The organism is Roseateles violae (assembly GCF_030410485.1).
Taxonomy (GTDB): domain Bacteria; phylum Pseudomonadota; class Gammaproteobacteria; order Burkholderiales; family Burkholderiaceae_C; genus Roseateles_D; species Roseateles_D violae.
Genome location: NZ_JAUHHC010000004.1, coordinates 405,119 through 423,053, shown reverse-complemented (window position 1 = coordinate 423,053; position 17,935 = coordinate 405,119). Strand labels below are relative to the sequence as shown.

General features: G+C 68.2%; 19 protein-coding genes. 11 read left to right on the top strand and 8 right to left on the bottom strand.

Annotation, left to right across the window (positions count from 1 at the left end; all coding sequences use genetic code 11):
- Window positions 1-21 precede the first annotated feature (21 nt).
- The 3 genes from QWJ38_RS16355 (at window position 22) to QWJ38_RS16345 (ending at window position 2,758) form a co-directional block, all read left to right on the top strand.
- Complete coding sequence (locus tag QWJ38_RS16355; protein ID WP_290360166.1) at window positions 22-525, top strand: Spy/CpxP family protein refolding chaperone; 504 nt, start codon at window positions 22-24, stop codon at window positions 523-525.
- A 106-nt stretch (window positions 526-631) separates the two neighbouring features.
- On the top strand, window positions 632-1,339 hold the full coding sequence (locus QWJ38_RS16350) for a response regulator (RefSeq protein ID WP_290360165.1): 708 nt from the start codon (window positions 632-634) through the stop codon (window positions 1,337-1,339).
- Between the two features lie 6 nt (window positions 1,340-1,345).
- Window positions 1,346-2,758, top strand: coding sequence for a sensor histidine kinase (locus tag QWJ38_RS16345; protein ID WP_290360164.1), 1,413 nt, complete (start codon window positions 1,346-1,348; stop codon window positions 2,756-2,758).
- Window positions 2,759-2,770: 12 nt separating this feature from the next.
- Here the strand turns inward: QWJ38_RS16345 and QWJ38_RS16340 are convergent, their stop codons facing one another.
- The 3 genes from QWJ38_RS16340 to trpS form a co-directional block, all read right to left on the bottom strand.
- Window positions 2,771-4,141, bottom strand: a complete 1,371-nt coding sequence (locus tag QWJ38_RS16340; protein WP_290360163.1) for an MATE family efflux transporter — start codon at window positions 4,139-4,141, stop codon at window positions 2,771-2,773.
- Entirely contained in the window at window positions 4,138-4,593 is a 456-nt protein-coding gene (locus tag QWJ38_RS16335; RefSeq protein ID WP_290360162.1) for a DUF3717 domain-containing protein, read from the bottom strand. The genes QWJ38_RS16340 and QWJ38_RS16335 overlap by 4 nt, the downstream gene beginning before the upstream one ends.
- 81 nt (window positions 4,594-4,674) lie before the next feature.
- A complete protein-coding gene (gene trpS / locus QWJ38_RS16330) occupies window positions 4,675-5,682 on the bottom strand; it encodes a tryptophan--tRNA ligase (RefSeq protein ID WP_290360161.1) in 1,008 nt (335 codons plus the stop codon).
- A gap of 115 nt (window positions 5,683-5,797) precedes the next feature.
- Here trpS and purN point away from each other — a divergent pair, with 115 nt between their 5' ends.
- Window positions 5,798-6,424 carry a phosphoribosylglycinamide formyltransferase gene (gene purN, locus QWJ38_RS16325; RefSeq protein WP_290360160.1) on the top strand — a complete coding sequence of 209 codons (627 nt, stop codon included), beginning with the start codon at window positions 5,798-5,800 and terminating at the stop codon, window positions 6,422-6,424.
- Here the strand turns inward: purN and QWJ38_RS16320 are convergent.
- Complete coding sequence (locus tag QWJ38_RS16320) at window positions 6,417-7,079, bottom strand: DUF1345 domain-containing protein (protein ID WP_290360159.1); 663 nt, start codon at window positions 7,077-7,079, stop codon at window positions 6,417-6,419. The two genes, purN and QWJ38_RS16320, sit on opposite strands and share 8 nt — an antisense overlap.
- On the bottom strand, window positions 7,076-7,309 hold the full coding sequence (locus QWJ38_RS16315; protein WP_290360158.1) for a DUF1653 domain-containing protein: 234 nt from the start codon (window positions 7,307-7,309) through the stop codon (window positions 7,076-7,078). The genes QWJ38_RS16320 and QWJ38_RS16315 overlap by 4 nt, the downstream gene beginning before the upstream one ends.
- A 40-nt stretch (window positions 7,310-7,349) precedes the next feature.
- On the opposite strand from QWJ38_RS16315, the gene QWJ38_RS16310 reads away from it, so the two are divergent.
- From QWJ38_RS16310 to QWJ38_RS16300, 3 genes are all read left to right on the top strand, one after another.
- Entirely contained in the window at window positions 7,350-8,612 is a 1,263-nt protein-coding gene (locus QWJ38_RS16310) for an RsmB/NOP family class I SAM-dependent RNA methyltransferase (protein ID WP_290360157.1), read from the top strand.
- Window positions 8,613-8,830: 218 nt separating this feature from the next.
- Window positions 8,831-10,039 (top strand): DesA family fatty acid desaturase, encoded by a 1,209-nt coding sequence (locus QWJ38_RS16305; RefSeq protein ID WP_434063989.1) that lies wholly within the window; start codon window positions 8,831-8,833, stop codon window positions 10,037-10,039.
- A 97-nt stretch (window positions 10,040-10,136) separates the two neighbouring features.
- Window positions 10,137-10,631, top strand: coding sequence for a DUF3016 domain-containing protein (locus tag QWJ38_RS16300; RefSeq protein WP_290360155.1), 495 nt, complete (start codon window positions 10,137-10,139; stop codon window positions 10,629-10,631).
- Window positions 10,632-10,714: 83 nt separating this feature from the next.
- Here the strand turns inward: QWJ38_RS16300 and rpmG are convergent, their stop codons facing one another.
- The 3 genes from rpmG to trxB form a co-directional block, all read right to left on the bottom strand.
- Window positions 10,715-10,885 carry a 50S ribosomal protein L33 gene (rpmG, locus tag QWJ38_RS16295; protein ID WP_058934741.1) on the bottom strand — a complete coding sequence of 57 codons (171 nt, stop codon included), beginning with the start codon at window positions 10,883-10,885 and terminating at the stop codon, window positions 10,715-10,717.
- Between the two features lie 32 nt (window positions 10,886-10,917).
- A complete protein-coding gene (gene rpmB / locus QWJ38_RS16290; RefSeq protein ID WP_233375050.1) occupies window positions 10,918-11,151 on the bottom strand; it encodes a 50S ribosomal protein L28 in 234 nt (77 codons plus the stop codon).
- A gap of 215 nt (window positions 11,152-11,366) precedes the next feature.
- Window positions 11,367-12,326, bottom strand: coding sequence for a thioredoxin-disulfide reductase (trxB, locus tag QWJ38_RS16285; protein ID WP_290360154.1), 960 nt, complete (start codon window positions 12,324-12,326; stop codon window positions 11,367-11,369).
- A gap of 181 nt (window positions 12,327-12,507) precedes the next feature.
- On the opposite strand from trxB, the gene QWJ38_RS16280 reads away from it, so the two are divergent.
- From QWJ38_RS16280 to QWJ38_RS16265, 4 genes are all read left to right on the top strand, one after another.
- The gene (locus QWJ38_RS16280) at window positions 12,508-13,176 is read left to right on the top strand and encodes a Crp/Fnr family transcriptional regulator (RefSeq protein ID WP_290360153.1); all 669 of its coding nucleotides are present in this window, start codon (window positions 12,508-12,510) and stop codon (window positions 13,174-13,176) included.
- Between the two features lie 202 nt (window positions 13,177-13,378).
- Window positions 13,379-15,604 (top strand): DNA translocase FtsK, encoded by a 2,226-nt coding sequence (locus QWJ38_RS16275; RefSeq protein WP_290360416.1) that lies wholly within the window; start codon window positions 13,379-13,381, stop codon window positions 15,602-15,604.
- Window positions 15,601-16,227, top strand: a complete 627-nt coding sequence (lolA, locus tag QWJ38_RS16270) for an outer membrane lipoprotein periplasmic chaperone LolA (RefSeq protein ID WP_290360152.1) — start codon at window positions 15,601-15,603, stop codon at window positions 16,225-16,227. The genes QWJ38_RS16275 and lolA overlap by 4 nt, the downstream gene beginning before the upstream one ends.
- 13 nt (window positions 16,228-16,240) lie before the next feature.
- Complete coding sequence (locus QWJ38_RS16265) at window positions 16,241-17,932, top strand: cation:proton antiporter domain-containing protein (protein WP_290360151.1); 1,692 nt, start codon at window positions 16,241-16,243, stop codon at window positions 17,930-17,932.
- The last annotated feature ends 3 nt before the right edge of the window (window positions 17,933-17,935 follow it).

Sequence of the window (17,935 nt, the reverse complement as noted above, 5' to 3'; positions counted from 1 at the left end):
TTCTCGACAAGGAGATCCCAGATGTCCAAGCTGAATCTGATCGATGTTTTGAAGACCGGCGCGATTGCCTCGGCGCTGGCATTGAGCGGCTTTGCCGCCCAGGCCCAGGACCATCACCCTATGCGCGGCGGCCCCGGCGGCCCGGGCCTGTTCGACGGCGGCCGCATCGAGCATCTGCTCGACGACGTGGACGCCAGCGATGCGCAGCGCGCGCAGATCCGCCAGATCATGCAGGCGGCCCGCAAGGACCTGCAGCCGCAGCGCGAAGCCGGCCGCAAGCTGCATGAGCAGGGCCTGGCGTTGTTCGCGGCGCCGACGATCGATGCCAATGCCTTCGAGAGCCTGCGCCAGCAGACCCAGGCGCTGCACGAGCAGGTCGGCAAGCGGATGACGCAGGCGATGGTCGAGGCGGCCCGCGTGCTGACGCCGCAGCAGCGCGCCACCCTGGCCGAGAAGATGAAGAAGCGCCAGGCGCGCATGGCCGAACACATGCGCGAGCGCGCGGCCAGCAAGCCGAGCAACTGAGCGGTCCCTTCCTACACAGAAACCGGCTTGCCCTATGCTTCAATCTTCATTGAGCGAATCGAGCCGGTCGCGCCGCAGCGCGACCCGGCCCCCCCATCCTGCCGCCATGAGTGCCCGACTGCTGCTGATCGACGATGACACCCGCCTGACGGCGATGCTGAGCGACTACCTCAACAACGCCGGCTTCGAGGTGACGGTGGCCGGCTCGCTGGCCGCCGGCCGCGAGGCGCTGGCGGCCGGCAGCTTCGAGCTGCTGGTGCTGGACCTGATGCTGCCCGACGGCGACGGTCTGGACTTCTGCCGCGAGCTGCGCAGCGAGGCGGCGTCGCGGCGCCTGCCGGTGCTGATGCTGTCGGCGCGCGGCGAGCCGATGGACCGCATCCTCGGCCTCGAGCTCGGCGCCGACGACTACCTGCCCAAGCCCTTCGAGCCGCGCGAGCTGCAGGCCCGCATCAAGGCGCTGCTGCGCCGGCTGGAACCGCAGGCGGACGGCGACGACGTGCTGCGCTTCGGCCGGCTCGAGATCGACCTGGCGGCGCGGCTGGCGCGGCTGGACGGCAAGGCCTGCGACCTGACCAGCCACCAGTTCGACCTGCTGGTGGTGCTGGCGCAGAGCCCGGGCCGGGTGCTGTCGCGCGACCAGATCATGGACGCGCTGAAGGGCCACCCGCTGGATGCCTTCGATCGCTCGATCGACGTGCACATCTCGCGCATCCGCGCCGTCATCGAGGACGATGCCAAGAATCCGCGCCGCGTGCTGACCGTACGCGGCGTCGGCTACGTCTTCGCGAGAAAACAAGACGCCGAAGCCTGATTCCCCTTGAAATCCCTTTACCTGCGCATCTATCTGACGCTGGTGGCCGTGCTGCTGGCCTTTGCCTTCGGCTCGGCCTGGATCTTCCAGCGCCAGATCGAGCAGGAGCGCGGCAATGCCGATGCAGCGGCCGGCGAGCGGCTGACGGCGATCGCGACCCTGGTCCATCGAGCGCTGCCGCCGGCCGATGCGCCGCGCGAGCAGCAGGCCGAGGCGCTGCAGGAATGGGGCCAGCGCCTGCGCATGGCGATGGCGCTGAACGATGCCAAGGGCCAGCGCATCGCCGCCAGCGAGCTGTTCGAGCGCCGCGCCGAGGAGCCGGGCCTGCGCATGGTGCAGGTGCCGCTGGAGGACGGGCGCACGCTGCAGCTGATCCGCGGCTGGCGGCCGCCGGTGGGCTTTGGCGCCCAGGGCGGCCCGGGTGGGCCCGGTGGACCGGGAATGGGCTCCGGACCGGGTGCGCCCGGCGAGCATGGCGGGCGCATGATGATGCCGCCGCGTCGCGACGATGCGCCCTGGGGCGCCTGGCCGATGCTGGGCCACCGGCCGGGCGGCGAGGCGCTGCTGGTCGTGCTGGTGCTGCTGTTCTTCGGCGTCGCGGCCGGTGCCTATCCGGTCGTGCGTCGGCTGACGCGCCGGCTGGAGGCACTGAAGAGCGGGGTCGAGCGCTTCGGCGCCGGCAATCTCTCGCACCGGGTCGACGACAGCGGCCGCGACGAGGTGGCCGCGCTGGCCGGCAGCTTCAACCGCGCGGCGGCGCAGATCGAGTCGCTGCTGCAGTCGCATCGCGATCTGCTGGCCAACGCCAGCCATGAGCTGCGTTCGCCGCTGGCGCGGCTGAAGATGGCGTTTGCGATGCTGGACGAGGCCGGCCCGGCGACGCGGCCGCGGCTGGCGGCCGAGATCAACACCAATATCGCCGAGCTCGATGCGCTGGTCGAGGAGGTGCTGCTGGCCAGCCGGCTCGAGGCCGGCAGCCAGCAGCCGGTGCGCGAGCCGGTTGAGCTGATCGGCCTGGCCGCCGAGGAGGCCGCGCGTGCCGGCGCCGCCTTCGAGCCGGCCGAGGGCCTGGTCGAGCTGAAGGTGCAGGGCGAGGAGCGATTGCTGCGTCGCGCGCTGCGCAATCTGCTCGAGAACGCGCGCCGCTACGGCGGCCCGCAAGTGCTGCTGGAACTGCGCCGCGAGGGCCCCCGTGCCCAGCTGCGCGTCTGCGATCGCGGCCCCGGTGTGCCCGAGGCGCTGCGCGAGCGCATCTTCGAGGCCTTCTACCGCCTGCCCGGCCATGCTGAACAGGCCGGCGGCGTCGGCCTGGGCCTCTCCCTGGTCAAGCAGATCGCCCAGCGTCATGGCGGCGAGGTGCGCTGCGAGGGGCGCGAAGGGGGCGGCAGCGTGTTCGTGTTCAGCCTGCCGACCGCTTAAGGCCGACAGACGCTAGGCCTGGGCTTCCTGCTTGTGGACCCAGGCCAGGAAGGCGCTGAGGCCGAGCGCCGCCAGGATCAGGCCGGCCGTGGCGGCCGACCAGAAGCCCGCCGGCCCACGCAGCGAGGCCGGCAGCCAGGCCGCCTGTGAGAAGGCGAGGAAATAGCCGCCGCCGATGCCGACGCCCCAGATCGCCAGCGCGTAGATGATCAGCGGCGCGGTGGCGATGTGGTGGGCGCGCAGGATCTGCGCCGCCATCGTCTGCGCCGCGTCGCCGATATGGAAGGCGCCGACCCAGAGCAGCAGCGGCAGCGCGGCGGCGACGATGACCGGGTCCTGCGTGTACAGGCGCAGCACCTGCTCGCGCGCCAGGAAGACCAGGGCGCCCAGCAGCGCCGCGATGAGCACGGCAATCTCCAAGCCATGCCAGCCGATGCGGCGCGCATCGGCCGCGTCGTGTGCGCCGACGCGCTGCGCGACCAGGGTGCCGGTGGCATTCGCCAGCGACAGCGGCGCCATGAAGAGCAGGGTGACCAGATTGGCCGCCAGCTGGTGGCCGGCGACGGCGGTGGCGCCGATGCGGGCGATGAAGATCGCCATGAAGGTGAAGCCGGTGACCTCGACCAGGATCGAGGCACCCATCGGCAGGCCCAGGCGCAGGAAGGCGCGCAGCGCGGCCGGCCGCGGCGCATGCAGACCGCCGCGCTGCAGGCCAAAGCGGGCATAGAAGGGGTCGCGGCGCAGCAGGGCGAAGGCGATCAGGGTCTGCGCCCACATGACGATGGCCGTCGAGATGCCGCAGCCGACGGCACCCAGCGCGGGCAGGTTCAGCGGCGCCGCGCCGCGGATCAGCAGCAGGGTCAGCGGCACCTTCAGCGCCAGGCCGCCGATCTGCAGCGCCATCACCATCTTGGGCCGCGACACCGCCGTGTTGAAGCCGCGGTAGGCGGTGAACAGCAGCGAGGCCGGCAGGCTGCAGGCCAGCGCCAGCAGATAGCCGCGCACCTTGCTCTCGACCTCGGGCGCGGTGCGCGACAGCGCCAGGAAGGGCTCGGGGAAGAGCAGCAACGCCTCGCCGATCAGCATCAGCGCCAGGCCCAGCCAGACCGACTGGTGCAGCTGGTCGCCGGCGGCTTCCAGCTTGCCGGCACCATAGAGCTGGCCGACGATGGGCGAGATCGCCAGCATCACGCCCATCAGGCCGATGAAGACGGTCATGTAGATCGCCGCGCCGACGGCCAGCGCGGCCAGGTCGGTGGCCGAGTGGCGCGCGATCAGCATCGTGTCTATCGTGCTGAAGGCCAGCACCGCCAGCTGGCCGACGAAGACCGGCCAGGCCAGCGGCGCGATGCGGCGCAGGCTGTCGAGATGGCCGGCCGTCAAGTCCTGCCCCCGGCTCGGGGACCGTTCTGCGGATGGTCGATGCCGTTGAACTCGCGCGCGCGCTCGGCGTAGCGGTTGAAGCGCCAGGCGGTCGCCTCGATTGAGATGCGGTGCCAGGTGATGCGCTTCTCGGCCGGCGTCATCACCGGCCAGTTCTGCACCTCGTCGAAGGTCCGGCCGCAGCCCTTGCAGATATCGTCGCCCTGGCTGGTCGAGCAGATCGCGATGCAGGGCGCGTCGGGCGTGCTGTCGTACCAGGCGAGCCAGGCCTCCTTGGCCGCGGCCGGCATCGTGTCCTCGTCGCACTCGAGCTCGCGGTAATAGACCATCAGCGCATAGACCTCCGCCAGCGCGCGCACCTCGGCGCAGGCGCTGATGCCGTCGGCCGAGGGCCGGCGCTCGCGCCACCAGTTGATCGCGGTCTCGATATCGGTGATGTGAATGGCGGCCATCAGCGCCCGCCCGGCCGCACCAAGGGCGCTGAGGGCCCCCTCGGGGGGCAGTGAACGAAGTGAACGTGGGGGCGCATCGTTTCAGTAGTTCAGGCCGATCGCGGCGCGCACCTCGCGCAGGGTCTTGCGCGCCACCGCGCGGGCGCGCTCGGTGCCCAGCTCGAGGATCCAGTGCACCTGCTTGGGATTGGCCAGGTAGTCATCGGCCCGCTCGCGCCAGGGCGCCTGCTCGCGCTGGATCGCCTCGATCAGCGGCTGCTTGCAGTCCAGGCAGCCGATGCCGGCACTCCTGCAGCTCTGCTCCAGACCGGCGCGCGTGGCCTCGTCGGTATAGAGCCGGTGCAGCGGCCAGACCGGGCAGCGCGCCGGGTCGCCGGCATCGACGCGGCGCACGCGCTGCGGGTCGGTGGGCATCGTGCGGATCTTCTGCTCGACCACCTCGGGCGCATCGCGCATCGCGACCGCATTGCCGGCGCTCTTGCTCATCTTGTGGCCGTCCAGGCCGGGCAGGCGGGCGGTCTCGGTCAGCAGCGCCTGCGGCTCCGGAAAGACCGGGCGCTCGTAGACGCGGTTGAAGCGGCGTGCCACCTCGCGCGTGACCTCGACATGGGCGGCCTGATCCTCGCCGACCGGCACCTGGGCGGCCTTGTAGATCAGGATATCGGCCGCCTGCAGCAGCGGATAGCCGAGGAAGCCGTAGGTCGCGAGCTCGCGGTTCTTGTCGATCTGGTCCTTGTAGCTGGGGATGCGTTCGAGCCAGGAGGTCGGCGTGCTCATCGCCAGCAGCGCGAACAGCTCGGCATGCTCGGGCATGCGGCTCTGGATGAACAGGGTCACCCGCTCCGGATCGATGCCGGCGGCCAGCCAGTCGACGACCATGTCGTAAACATTCTTCTCGAGGTCCTCGCGCTGCTCGTAGTGCGTCGTCAGCGCATGCCAGTCGGCGACGAAGAAGAAGCAGTCGTGCGTGGCCTGCAGCCGCAGCCAGTTCTTCAAGGCGCCGTGGTAATGGCCCAGGTGCAGGGCGCCGGTCGGGCGCATGCCGGAGACGACGCGGGCGCGGGGGGAGGGGACTGCTTCGGTATTCATCGGGAGGGGCATTGTTACACTGCCGCCGGATGATTAGGCTTCTTCGCGTCAGCGTTGGCCAGGGTCCCTCAATCGCTGTCCCAGCCGGAGCCAGCGAAGACAAAGCGAAGAAGCCATGAAGAATATCGTGATCTTGATCTCGGGGCGCGGCTCCAATATGGAGGCCATCGTCAAGGCTTGCGCGGCCGAGGGCTGGAACGCCCGCATCGCCGCCGTGATCAGCAACCGGCCCGGCGCCGCCGGCCTGGGCTTTGCCGAACAGCATGGCATCGCGACCGCCGTCGTCGATCACAAGGCCTTCGACACGCGCGAGGCCTTCGACACCGAACTGCAGCGCGCGATCGACGCCCATGCGCCCGATCTGGTCGTGCTGGCCGGCTTCATGCGCATCCTGACCCCCGGCTTCACCGCACATTACGCCGGCCGCATGCTGAACATCCATCCCTCGCTGCTGCCGGCCTTCCCGGGCCTGCACACGCACCAGGCGGCGCTGGACTTCGGCTGCAAATTTGCCGGCGCGACGGTGCACTTCGTCACCGCCGAACTGGACCATGGCGCCATCGTCGCGCAGGCGGTGGTGCCGGTGCTGGACGGCGACGACGAGCAGACGCTGGCCGCCCGCGTGCTGCAGCAGGAGCACCTGATGTATCCGCGCGCGGTGCGCTGGTTCATCGACGGCCAGTTGCGCATCGAGAACGGCCGGGTTCTGCAGACCGCTGGCGTGGCCCAGCAGTTCAGCTGAACAGGCCGGCCAGCAGATTGATCGTCAACGCCAGCACGCTGGTATTGAAGACGAAGGACAGCGCCGCGTGCAGCAGCACCAGCCGACGCATCGGCCGCGCGCTGACGGCCACGTCCGAGGTCTGCGAGGTCGCCGCGATGGTGACCGAGAAATACATGAAGTCCATATAGTCCGGGTCGGCCTCGTCGCCGGGGAACTCGAGCCCATGCGGCGTGTCCTTGCCGCGGTGGTAGAGGCTCGCATAGGCCAGCGCGAACTCGACCGGCAGCAGCAGCCAGGAGCCGCTGACCGTCGCGATCGCCAGCAGCAGATGCGGCCAGGCGGCCGCCGCCAGCCCGGGCCGCAGCTGCGCCAGTTCGAGCGCGATCGCGCCCAGGCTGGCGATGGCGCCGGCGATCGCCAGCAGCAGCACCGCGCCGATGCTGTCGGCCTGGGCCTTGGCATTGCGCTGCAGATGCGCATGGTCGGCCCGCAGCATCATGTGCAGGGCCAGGAGCAGATAGAGCCAGACGCCGCCGGTCCAGCCGATCAGGCAGCGCGTCAGCACCGGCATGGCGGCCGGCCACAGCAGGCCCAGCAGCAGGCCGGCGACGATGGCCGAACTCAGGCGCGGACGCAGCCGCAGCCAGTTCAGCGCGGCCGGCGCCCGGCTCATGGCAGCGGGCTGAAGCGCCGCACGAGGCGGCCGTCGACTTCCAGGCTGCCGCAGAACATTTCGTAGGGCCGGATCCAGAGGCCCGAGTCCTGGTACAGCGGCCGGTAGACGACCAAGGGCTCCAGTGTCTCGCTGTGGCGGGCGACGCCGATCACCTCGTAGTCGCCGCCCTTGTAATGGCGGTAGCGGCCGGTGGCCAGCTGGGGCAGCGGGGGCAGATCGGAATTCATCGGGCGCGGCAACGGCGGCGGGCCGGGGATAATCGAGGCCATGCATCCTAATGCCCTTCTCGACATGACGGCCGAGCTGCTGCGCGACGTGCTGCGGCTCGACTCCCCGGCCGACGCCATCGTGTCGGCCTTTTTCCGCAAGAACAAGAACCTGGGTCAGCGCGAACGCCACGCGCTGGCCGAAACGACCTACGCGGTGCTGCGCCAGCGCCCGCTCTTGCGCCATCTGGCCCAGTCGGGCAGCGGACCGGCGGAGCGGCGTCTGGCCATCCTGGGCTGGCAGGGCAATGCCGGTTTTCTGCGCGGCGCCCTTAGCCCGGCCGAGCAGCAATGGCTGGACCAGGTGCAGGCGCTGGACAAGTCGGCGCTGCCCGCCCATCTGCATCACAACCTGCCCGAATGGCTGGCCGAGCCGCTGCTCGCTCGCCTGGGCGACGAGCAGTTCCGGGCGCTGGCGGCCAGCATGAACGAGGCGGCCCCGCTCGATCTGCGCGTCAATACCTTGAAGACCAAGCGCGAGGACGCGCTGGCGACGCTGAAGACGGCCGGCATTGCAGCCGAGGCGACGCCTTACTCGCCCTGGGGCCTGCGCATCCAGGGCAAGCCGGCGCTGAACAAGCTGGAACTCTTCACCGGCGGGGGCGTTGAGGTGCAGGACGAGGGCAGCCAACTGCTGGCCCTGCTGCTGGACGCCAAGCGCGGCGAGATGGTCGTCGACTTCTGCGCCGGCGCCGGCGGCAAGACCCTGGCGCTGGGTGCGGCGATGCGCAATACCGGCCGGCTTTATGCCTTCGACGTGTCCGGCCACCGGCTGGCGGCGCTGAAGCCGCGGCTGGCGCGCAGCGGTCTGTCCAATATCTACCCGAGCCAGATCGCCCATGAGCGCGACGAGCGCATCAAGCGGCTGGCCGGCAAGATCGACCGCGTGCTAGTCGACGCGCCTTGCTCGGGCCTGGGTACCCTGCGCCGCAACCCGGACCTGAAATGGCGCCAGACGCCGCAGGCGATCGCAGAACTGCAGGCCAAGCAGGGTGCGATCCTGGCCAGCGCCGCGCGGCTCTTGAAGCCGGGCGGCCGCCTGGTCTATGCGACCTGCAGCCTGCTGGACGCCGAGAACGAGGCGATCGCCGAGGCCTTCGGCGCCGCCCATCCCGATTTTGTGCCGCTGCCGGCCGGGGAGGCGCTGGACAAGGCCCATGTGGCGCAGGCCGGCGGCCTGGTCGAGAACGGCTATCTGCGGCTGTGGCCGCACCGGCACCAGACGGATGGCTTCTTTGCCGCCGTGTGGGAGAGGAAGCGCTAGAAAAAAATAGGGGTTTGCGGCGCTTCGCCAACGATCCTGGGGCCAAAGCCGGTCAACTTGTCACGAAAACGGCGAAAAAGCGCAAAAGACTGATGCAGCGCAAGCCCCGCTGAGATATACGCCCTCGGCGATTTAGGGGCGGTCAACTACAATCGGCTTGCTTTTTACCAATCTGGTGCCCTGATGTCGGGGCGGCGAAGGAACGAATGGACTTCTTGATGACCGTACATGACGCCCTGGTGCAATGGCTGGGCTTCGGCCTGCTTGATGCCAGCGCCTGGCAAGTCGTGGTCTACGCGCTGGTGGTGACGCATATCACGATCGCCGCGGTGACGATCTTCCTGCACCGCGCGCAGGCGCACCGGGCATTGGATCTGGGCCCCATCCCCTCGCATTTCTTCCGCTTCTGGCTGTGGCTGACCACCGGCATGGTGACCAAGGAATGGGTCGCCATCCACCGCAAGCACCACGCCAAGTGCGAGACCGAGGAAGACCCGCACAGCCCGCAGACGCGCGGCCTGAAGAAAGTGCTGCGCGAGGGCGCCGAGCTGTACCGCCACGAGGCCAAGAACCAGGAGACGCTGGCCAAGTACAGCCACGGCGTGCCGAACGACTGGATCGAGCGCAATCTCTACACCCGCTACAGCTGGCAGGGCGTCGGCCTGATGCTGATCATCAATATGGCCCTGTTCGGCGCGATCGGCGCCTCGATCTGGGCGCTGCAGATGGCCTGGATCCCGATCTGGGCCGCCGGCGTGGTCAACGGCATCGGCCATTTCTGGGGCTACCGCAATTTCGAGGCGGCCGACGCGTCGACCAATATCTCGCCCTGGGGCATCATCATCGGCGGCGAGGAGTTGCACAACAACCACCACACCTATCCGACCTCGGCCAAGTTCTCGGTCAAGCCCTATGAGTTCGATATCGGCTGGGGTTATATCCGCGCCATGGAGATGATCGGCTGGGCCAAGGTCCGCAAGACCGCGCCCAAGCTGCGCCAGGGCGAGATCAAGCCGGCCGACAAGGACACGCTGGAAGCCATCATCGCCAACCGCTACGAGGTGATGGCCAGCTATGGCCGCGGCCTGAAGGCGGCCTGCGCGGCCGAGCTGACCCGGCTGAAGGCCGAGGGTGCGGCGCACAGCCCCAAGCTGGCCCAGTTCAAGCTGGCCAAGCGCTGGCTGCACCGCGATGCCGACAAGATCCCGCAGGACCTGCACGGCGAGCTGGCAGGCGTGCGCGCCGCCAGCCCGGTGCTGGACAAGCTGGTGACCATGCGCGAAGAGCTGCGCCAGCTCTGGACGCGCACCAATGTTTCGGCCGAGCAGCTGGTCAGCGATCTGCAGGCCTGGTGCCGCCGCGCCGAGGAAAGCGGCATCGCCGAGCTGCGCAATTTCTCGATGGGCCTGCGCGCCGCCCGCATCTGAGCGACGGACGCAGCCCGATCAAAGACGCCCTCGCGGGCGTCTTTTTTTTGGCCAGGGACTAGACTGCATCAATCGGCCACTGCCAATGGAGGCGACGATGAGCAGGACGACGAAATGGACGGTCGTGTCGCTGGCGCTCTTCTTCGGCGCGAGCGCGGCGCTGGCGGCGGTGCAGGTGCGTTTCATTGCGCCGGAGCGCTTCATCGACGCCGGCGAGGTGGAGCGCGATCGCGACCGCACAATGAAGCTGATTGAGACGCATCTGAAGCAGCGCGGCGAGGCAATGCTGCCCGGGCTGGACTTGGCGATCGAGGTCACCGACATCGACCTAGCCGGCAATGTGTGGCCGGCCGGCGCGCGCGCGGAGATGCTGCGCATCGCCGGTCCGGTCGGCCGACCGGCGATGAGCCTGCGCTATGTGCTGAGCCGTGAGGGCCAGGAACTGCGGCGCGGCGAATCGCGGCTCAGCGACCTGGACTATCTGCACCATATCAACCGCTACTTCGACACCGACCCGATCCGCTACGAGAAGCGGATGATCGACCAGTGGTTCTACAGCGAGTTCTCGCCGGTCACTGCGGCGGGCAAGTAGTCGCTCCCGCCCGGGGCAGGGCATAAAAAAACCCGCCGGCTCGCGCTGGCGGGTTTTTTATCGGGCCTGGAGGCCGAGCCGAATCACTTCAGCTTGGTTTCCTTGTACAGCACATGCTTGCGGGCCTTGGGGTCGAACTTCATGAATTCGAGCTTTTCGGGCGTCGTCTTCTTGTTCTTGTTCGTGGTGTAGAAGTGGCCGGTGCCCGCAGTGGATTCCAGCTTGATCTTTTCGCGTCCGCCTTTGGATGCCATGGTGATGCTCCTTGATTACTGTGGACGGTGGATTACAGCTCGCCCTTGGCGCGCAGATCGGCGACGACCTGGTCGATGCCGACCTTGTCGATCAAACGCAGAGCAGCGTTGCTGATACGCAGGCGGACCCAGCGGTTCTCGCTTTCCACCCAGAAACGGCGGTACTGCAGATTCGGCAGGAAACGACGCTTGGTTTTGTTGTTGGCGTGGGAGACATTGTTTCCCACCATGGGCTTCTTGCCCGTGACTTGACAGACGCGTGCCATGACGCTTCTCCGGTTTGATTGCTGACCAGCTGCCCCATTCGCATTGCCGGGGGGCATCCACATGACCGCTTTATGCTCGCCAAACCCAGCCGTCCTTGCGAACGACCTTATCGGGCGCGGTCCATCCAGCGAGCAAGCCGACGATTATAGCCACAAATGACAAAGGCCGCCAGGGCGGCCCGTGTCGGCAAGGCATGCGCTCGGCGCAGCGATGCTCAGCCGTTCTCCTGCTCGAGGAAGCGCTGTGCGTCCAGCGCGGCCATGCAGCCGGTGCCGGCGCTGGTGATGGCCTGGCGGTAGACATGGTCCTGCACGTCGCCGGCGGCGAACACGCCGGGCACGCTGGTCATGGTCGCGAAGCCGGCCAGACCACTCTTGGTGATGATGTAGCCGTCCTTCATCTCCAACTGGCCCTTGAAGATGTCGGTGTTGGGCTGATGGCCGATCGCGATGAAGCAGCCCTGCAGCTTGATCTCCTTGGTCGCGCCGTCGCTGGTGCTCTTGATGCGCACGCCGGTCACGCCGCTCTGGTCGCCCAGCACCTCGTCCAGGGTGTTGAACAGATGCAGCTCGATCTTGCCGCTGGCCGCCTTTTCCATCAGCTTGTCGATCAGGATGGGCTCGGCGCGGAACTTGTCGCGGCGGTGGATCACGTGGACCTTGCTGGCGATATTGGACAGGTACAGCGCTTCTTCGACGGCGGTGTTGCCACCGCCGACCACGCAGACCTCCTGCTCGCGGTAGAAGAAGCCGTCGCAGGTCGCGCAGCCGCTGACGCCGCGGCCCATGAAGCTTTCTTCCGAGGGCAGGCCCAGGTATTTGGCCGAGGCGCCGGTCGCGATGATCAGCGCGTCGCAGGTATAAGTCCCGCTATCGCCCTTCAGCGTGAACGGGCGCTTGCTGAGGTCGGTCTCGTTGATGTGGTCGAAGACGATCTGCGTCTTGAAGCGCTCCGCATGCTCCTGGAAGCGCTGCATCAGCTCGGGGCCTTGCACGCCCATCACGTCGGCGGGCCAGTTGTCGACCTCGGTCGTCGTCATCAGCTGGCCACCCTGGGCCATGCCGGTCAAGAGGGTCGGCTTCAGATTGGCTCGGGCGGCATAGATCGCGGCGGTGTAGCCGGCCGGGCCGGAGCCGAGGATCAGCAGCGGATGGTGTTGGGTGGTTTGGCTCATCGGGTTTATATGGGGTTGTGGGTGCGGCGCACAAGGTTCTCAACGCTGCGATTGGCCGGCTTTATACGGCCTATACCCTATGTGAAAGCGTGATCGAGTTGGCACAATGGGTCGCATTCTAGGCAAGCCCGGTCACCATGCCGGCCTGCTTTCAACAAACCACAGTCACAGGAGGCCGTTCATGGCGATGTTGTCCAATCTGGACCTGATCCGCAGGGTGCCCTTGTTCTCCCTGCTCACCACCGATCAGGCGCAGTCCATTGCCGACAGCGTCGTCAAGCGCCGTTTCAAGCGCGGTGAACTGATCGTCGAGCAGGGCACCAAGTCGAACGCGCTGTTCATCCTGCTCAACGGTCGCGCCCGCGTGCTGACCGCCGACACCCGCGGCCGCGAGGTCATCCTGGCGGTGCTGCAGCCGGGCGACTATGTCGGCGAGATGAGCCTGATCGACAACGAGCCGCATTCGGCCACCGTGCGCGCCGAGGTGCAGACCGATATGCTGGTGCTGGGCCGCAACGAGTTTGCGCGCTGCCTGCCGGAAAGTTCCAGCCTCTCTTACGCGATCCTGCGCGGCCTGGTCGCGCGCCTGCGCAATGCCGACCGCCAGATCGAATCGCTGGCCTTGCTGGACGTCTATGGCCGCGTCGCCCGCACCCTGCTCGACATGGCCGAGGAAGAGAAGGGTCTGAAGATCATTCGCGGCAAGGTCTCCCGCCAGGACATGGCCAAGGTGGTCGGCGCCTCGCGCGAGATGGTCAGCCGGGTGATGAAGGACCTGGAGGACAAGGGCGTCATCGAGACGCTGGAGAACGGCTCGGTCGTCATCAAGGAACGCCTGGCGCACGATTGAGTAAGCGGCCGTTCGAGGCGGCGGGGCGCCTCTAATCCTGCGCCACAATGGCGGCATGAGTTTCCCTCTCGGTTCCATGCTGGGCAGCGGCGACGGCGAACAGGCCGCCGCCGCGCCGGAAAAAGTCTATAAACGCCAGGCCAGGAAGGCCGCCGCCACGCCGCCGCCGCGCGGCAATCCGCTGCGCACGCCGCTGTGGCTGATGGTTGGCGGCGCCATGTGGTGCCTGGTCGTGCTGGCGCTGCTGACGCATGACGGCGCCGACGCCGCCTTCTCGATCTCGGGCAATCGCTCGCTCTACGGCAACAAGGTCGGCGCTTTGGGCGCCTGGATCTCCGATCTGCTGCTGTTCTGCTTCGGCTACTCGGCCTGGTGGCTGCCGCTGGTGGGCCTGCGCCTGTGGCTGGGCAGTCTGGCCGGGCTTCTGCGTGCCGACGAGCGGCCGGTTGCGCCGATGTGGCAGCGCGTCGCGCCCTGGTGCGTCGGCATCGCGCTGCTGATGTCCGCCAGCTGCGCGCTGGAATGGACCCGCCTCTATCTGTGGGAGCCGCGCCTGCCCGGCCATGCCGGCGGCGTGCTCGGCTACACGCTGGGGCCGCTGAGCATGCGCCTGGTCGGCTTCGCCGGCTCGGGCGTGCTATGGATCGCGGCGCTGCTGGCGGGGGCCTCGCTGGCGCTGAAGTTCTCCTGGCTGAGCCTGGCCGAGCAGCTGGGCACCCGCATTGACCAGCTGCGCGAGCGCCGCATCGAGAAGCGCGAGATTGCCGACGACCAGCGCGCCGGCAAGAAGGCCAAGCAGGAGCGCGCCAAGGTGGTCGAGGTCGAGCGCCAGGTCGTCGAGGAGCACCTGCCCATCGTCATCGAGCCGCCGGTGATCGAGGTGCCGAAGTCGACCCGGGTGGCCAAGGAGCGTCAGACCACGCTCTTCGTCGACCCCAGCGACGCCAAGCTGCCCCAGGTCGATCTACTCGACGCCGCGCCGCCGCGCCAGGAGACGGTGACGCCCGAGTCGCTGGAGATGACCTCGCGCATGATCGAGAAGAAGCTGCGCGATTTCGGCGTCGAGGTGCGCGTCGTCGCCGCCTCGCCGGGCCCGGTGATCACCCGTTACGAGATCGAGCCGGCCACCGGCGTCAAGGGCTCGCAGATCGTCGGCCTGGCCAAGGACCTGGCGCGGTCCTTAAGCCTGACCAGCATCCGCGTCGTCGAGACGATTCCGGGCAAGAACTACATGGCGCTGGAGCTGCCGAACGCGCGCCGCCAGACCATCAAGCTCAGCGAGATCCTCGGCTCCCAGGTCTATGCCGACGCCGCCTCGCTGTTGACGATGGCGCTCGGCAAGGACATCGTCGGCGCGCCGGTCGTGGCCGACCTGGCCAAGATGCCGCACTGCCTGGTGGCCGGCACGACCGGTTCCGGCAAGTCCGTGGGCATCAACGCGATGATCCTGTCGCTGCTCTACAAGGCCGAGGCGCGCGATGTGCGCCTGATCATGATCGACCCCAAGATGCTGGAGATGAGCGTCTACGAGGGCATTCCGCATCTGCTGGCGCCGGTCGTCACCGACATGAAGCAGGCCGGCAACGCGCTGAACTGGTGTGTCGGCGAGATGGAACGCCGCTACAAGCTGATGTCCAAGATGGGCGTGCGCAATCTGGCCGGCTACAACAAGAAGATCGCCGATGCGGACGAGCGCGGCGAGAAGATCGGCAATCCCTTCAGCCTGACGCCGGAAGAGCCGGAACCGCTCGACCGCCTGCCGCATATCGTCGTCATCATCGACGAGTTGGCCGATCTGATGATGGTGGTCGGCAAGAAGATCGAGGAGCTGATTGCCCGCCTGGCGCAGAAGGCGCGCGCCGCCGGCATCCACCTGATCCTGGCCACGCAGCGGCCCTCGGTCGACGTGATCACCGGCCTGATCAAGGCCAATATCCCGACCCGCATCGCCTTCCAGGTCAGCTCCAAGATCGACAGCCGCACCATCCTTGACCAGATGGGCGCCGAGGCGCTGCTGGGCATGGGCGACATGCTTTACATGGCCTCGGGCACCGGCCTGCCGGTGCGCGTGCACGGCGCCTTTGTCAGCGATGACGAGGTGCACCGCGTTGTCGAATATCTGAAGGCCCAGGGCGAGCCGAACTATATCGAGGGCATTCTCGAAGGCGGCGTGCTCGAGGGCGAGGGCGGCGGCGATCTGGCCGCGATGGGTGGTGGTGGCGACGGCGAGGCCGATGCGATGTACGACCAGGCGGTCGCCATCGTGCTGCAGCATCGCCGCGCCTCGATCTCGCTGGTGCAGCGCCATCTGCGCATCGGCTACAACCGGGCCGCCCGTTTGCTGGAGCAGATGGAGAAATCGGGCCTGGTGTCGGCGATGGCGACCAATGGCAATCGCGATCTGATCATTCCGAAGCGGGACGAATGAACTACAAGCTGTTGATGAAGAGGATGCTGGGTATGGCGGCGCTGCTGGCGCTGCCGATGCTGGCGCGCGCCGATGCGGTCGAGGCGCTGAAGGCCTTCGTGGCCGAGGCCAAGAGCGGCAGTGCGCAGTTCAGCCAGGTGGTCAGCTCGCCGGACGGCAAGCGCAAGAAGAGTTCCTCGGGCAGCTTCGAGTTCCAGCGCCCGAACCGCTTTCGCTTCGCCTATGCAAAGCCCTTCGAGCAGGTCATTGTTGGCGACGGCCAGAAGGTCTGGATCTACGACGCCGACCTGAACCAGGCCAGCTCGCGCAAGATCGACCAGGCCTTGGGCGCGACCCCGGCCGCGCTGCTGGCCGGCAACACGCTGGAGCGCGACTTCAGCCTCAAGACGCTGCCGGCCGAGGAAGGCCTGGACTGGGTGCAGGCCACGCCGCGCCATGCCGACGGCAATCTGCAAAGCCTGCGCATCGGCTTCAAGGGCCGCGATCTGGCGGCGCTGGACATCGTCGACGGCTTCGGTCAGCGCTCGCAGCTGCGCTTCACGGCCGTGACGACCAATATCGCGCTTCCCGCCGAGCGCTTCCGTTTCGTGCTGCCGCCCGGCGCCGACCTGATCGAACAATGACCTTGTCGGGACGATGCCGCACAACGTCAGCCTGATCGCGACGATCGCCGCCGGCTTCGGCCTGGCCATTGCCTTTGGATTCATCGCCGTGCGGCTGCGCATGCCGCCCCTGGTCGGCTATCTGCTGGCCGGCATCGTGATCGGCCCGGCCACGCCGGGCTTCGTCGCCGACGTCGATCTCGCCGGCCAGCTGGCCGAGATCGGCGTGATGCTCTTGATGTTCGGCGTCGGCCTGCATTTCTCGATGAAGGACCTGCTGGCGGTCAAGCGCATCGCCGTGCCGGGCGCGATCGTGCAGATCGCCGTCGCCACCGCGCTGGGCTTCGGCCTGGCCCGCTGGTGGGGCTGGAGCGCCGGCGGCGCCCTCGTCTTCGGCCTGGCGCTGTCGGTGGCCAGCACCGTCGTGCTCTTGCGCGCGCTGGAGGCGCGCGGCCAGCTCGAATCGGCCAACGGCTCGATCGCCGTCGGCTGGCTGGTCGTCGAGGATCTGGTGATGGTGCTGGTGCTGGTGCTGCTGCCGCCGCTGGCCGGCCTGCTGGAAGGCAAGCTGCAGGCCGATCTGCTGGGCACGATCGCCTGGACACTGGCCAAGGTCGGCGCCTTCATCGCGCTGATGCTGGTCGTCGGCCGGCGCGTCTTCCCGCGCCTCTTGTTCTGGGTCGCCGGGACCGGCTCGCGCGAACTGTTCACGCTCTGCGTGGTCGCCGTCGCCGTCGGCGTCGCCTACGCCTCGGCCGGCCTGTTCGACGTCTCCTTCGCGCTGGGCGCCTTCTTCGCCGGCATGATGATGCGCGAGTCGGAGTACAGCCACCGCGCGGCCGACGAATCGCTGCCGCTGCGCGACGCCTTTGCCGTGCTCTTCTTCGTCTCGGTGGGCATGCTCTTCGACCCGCGCGTGCTGCTCGCGGAGCCGCTGAAGGTGCTGGCGGTCGTCGCCATCATCATCGTCGGCAAGACGCTGGCGGCGATGGCCTTGGTCCTGCTGCTGCGCTATCCGCTGAACACGGCGCTGACCGTCGGCGCCAGCCTGGCGCAGATCGGCGAGTTTTCCTTCATCCTGGCCGGCCTGGGCGTCGCGCTGAATCTGCTGCCCAAGGAAGGGCAGAGCCTGATCCTCGCCGGCGCGCTGATCTCGATCGCGCTGAACTCGCTGCTGTTCGGCCTGCTCGAGCCCGCCAAGGCCTGGATCCTGCGCCGCTCGGCCTGGGCCCGGCACATGGAGCTGCGCGACGATCCGCTGGCCGAGCTGCCGGCGAGCACCGACCAGGCCCATCTGCAGGGTCAGGTCGTGCTGGTCGGCTATGGCCGGGTCGGCCGCCGCCTGGCCGAACGGCTGCTGGCGCAGCAGGTGCATCTGGTCGTCGCCGAGCAGCAGCGCGATCTGGTCGAGGGCCTGCGCGCGCGCGGCGTGGCCGCTGTCAGCGGCGATGCCAGCGAGCCGGCCGTGCTGATCCAGGCGCATATCGCGCGCGCCGCGCTGCTGGTGATCACCGGCGGCGACAGCGTCGAGATCCGCCAGATGGTCGACACGGCCCGCCAGCTGAACCCCGGCGTGCGCGTGCTGCTGCGCGCGCGCGGCGAAGACGAGGCTCAGTTGCTGCGCCAGGCCCAGCTGGGCGAGGTCTTCCTGGCCGAGCATAGCCTGGCCGACCAGCTGAGCCGCGAGGTGCTGGGGCGCATGCAGGGCGGCGTGCCCGCCCACTGAAGA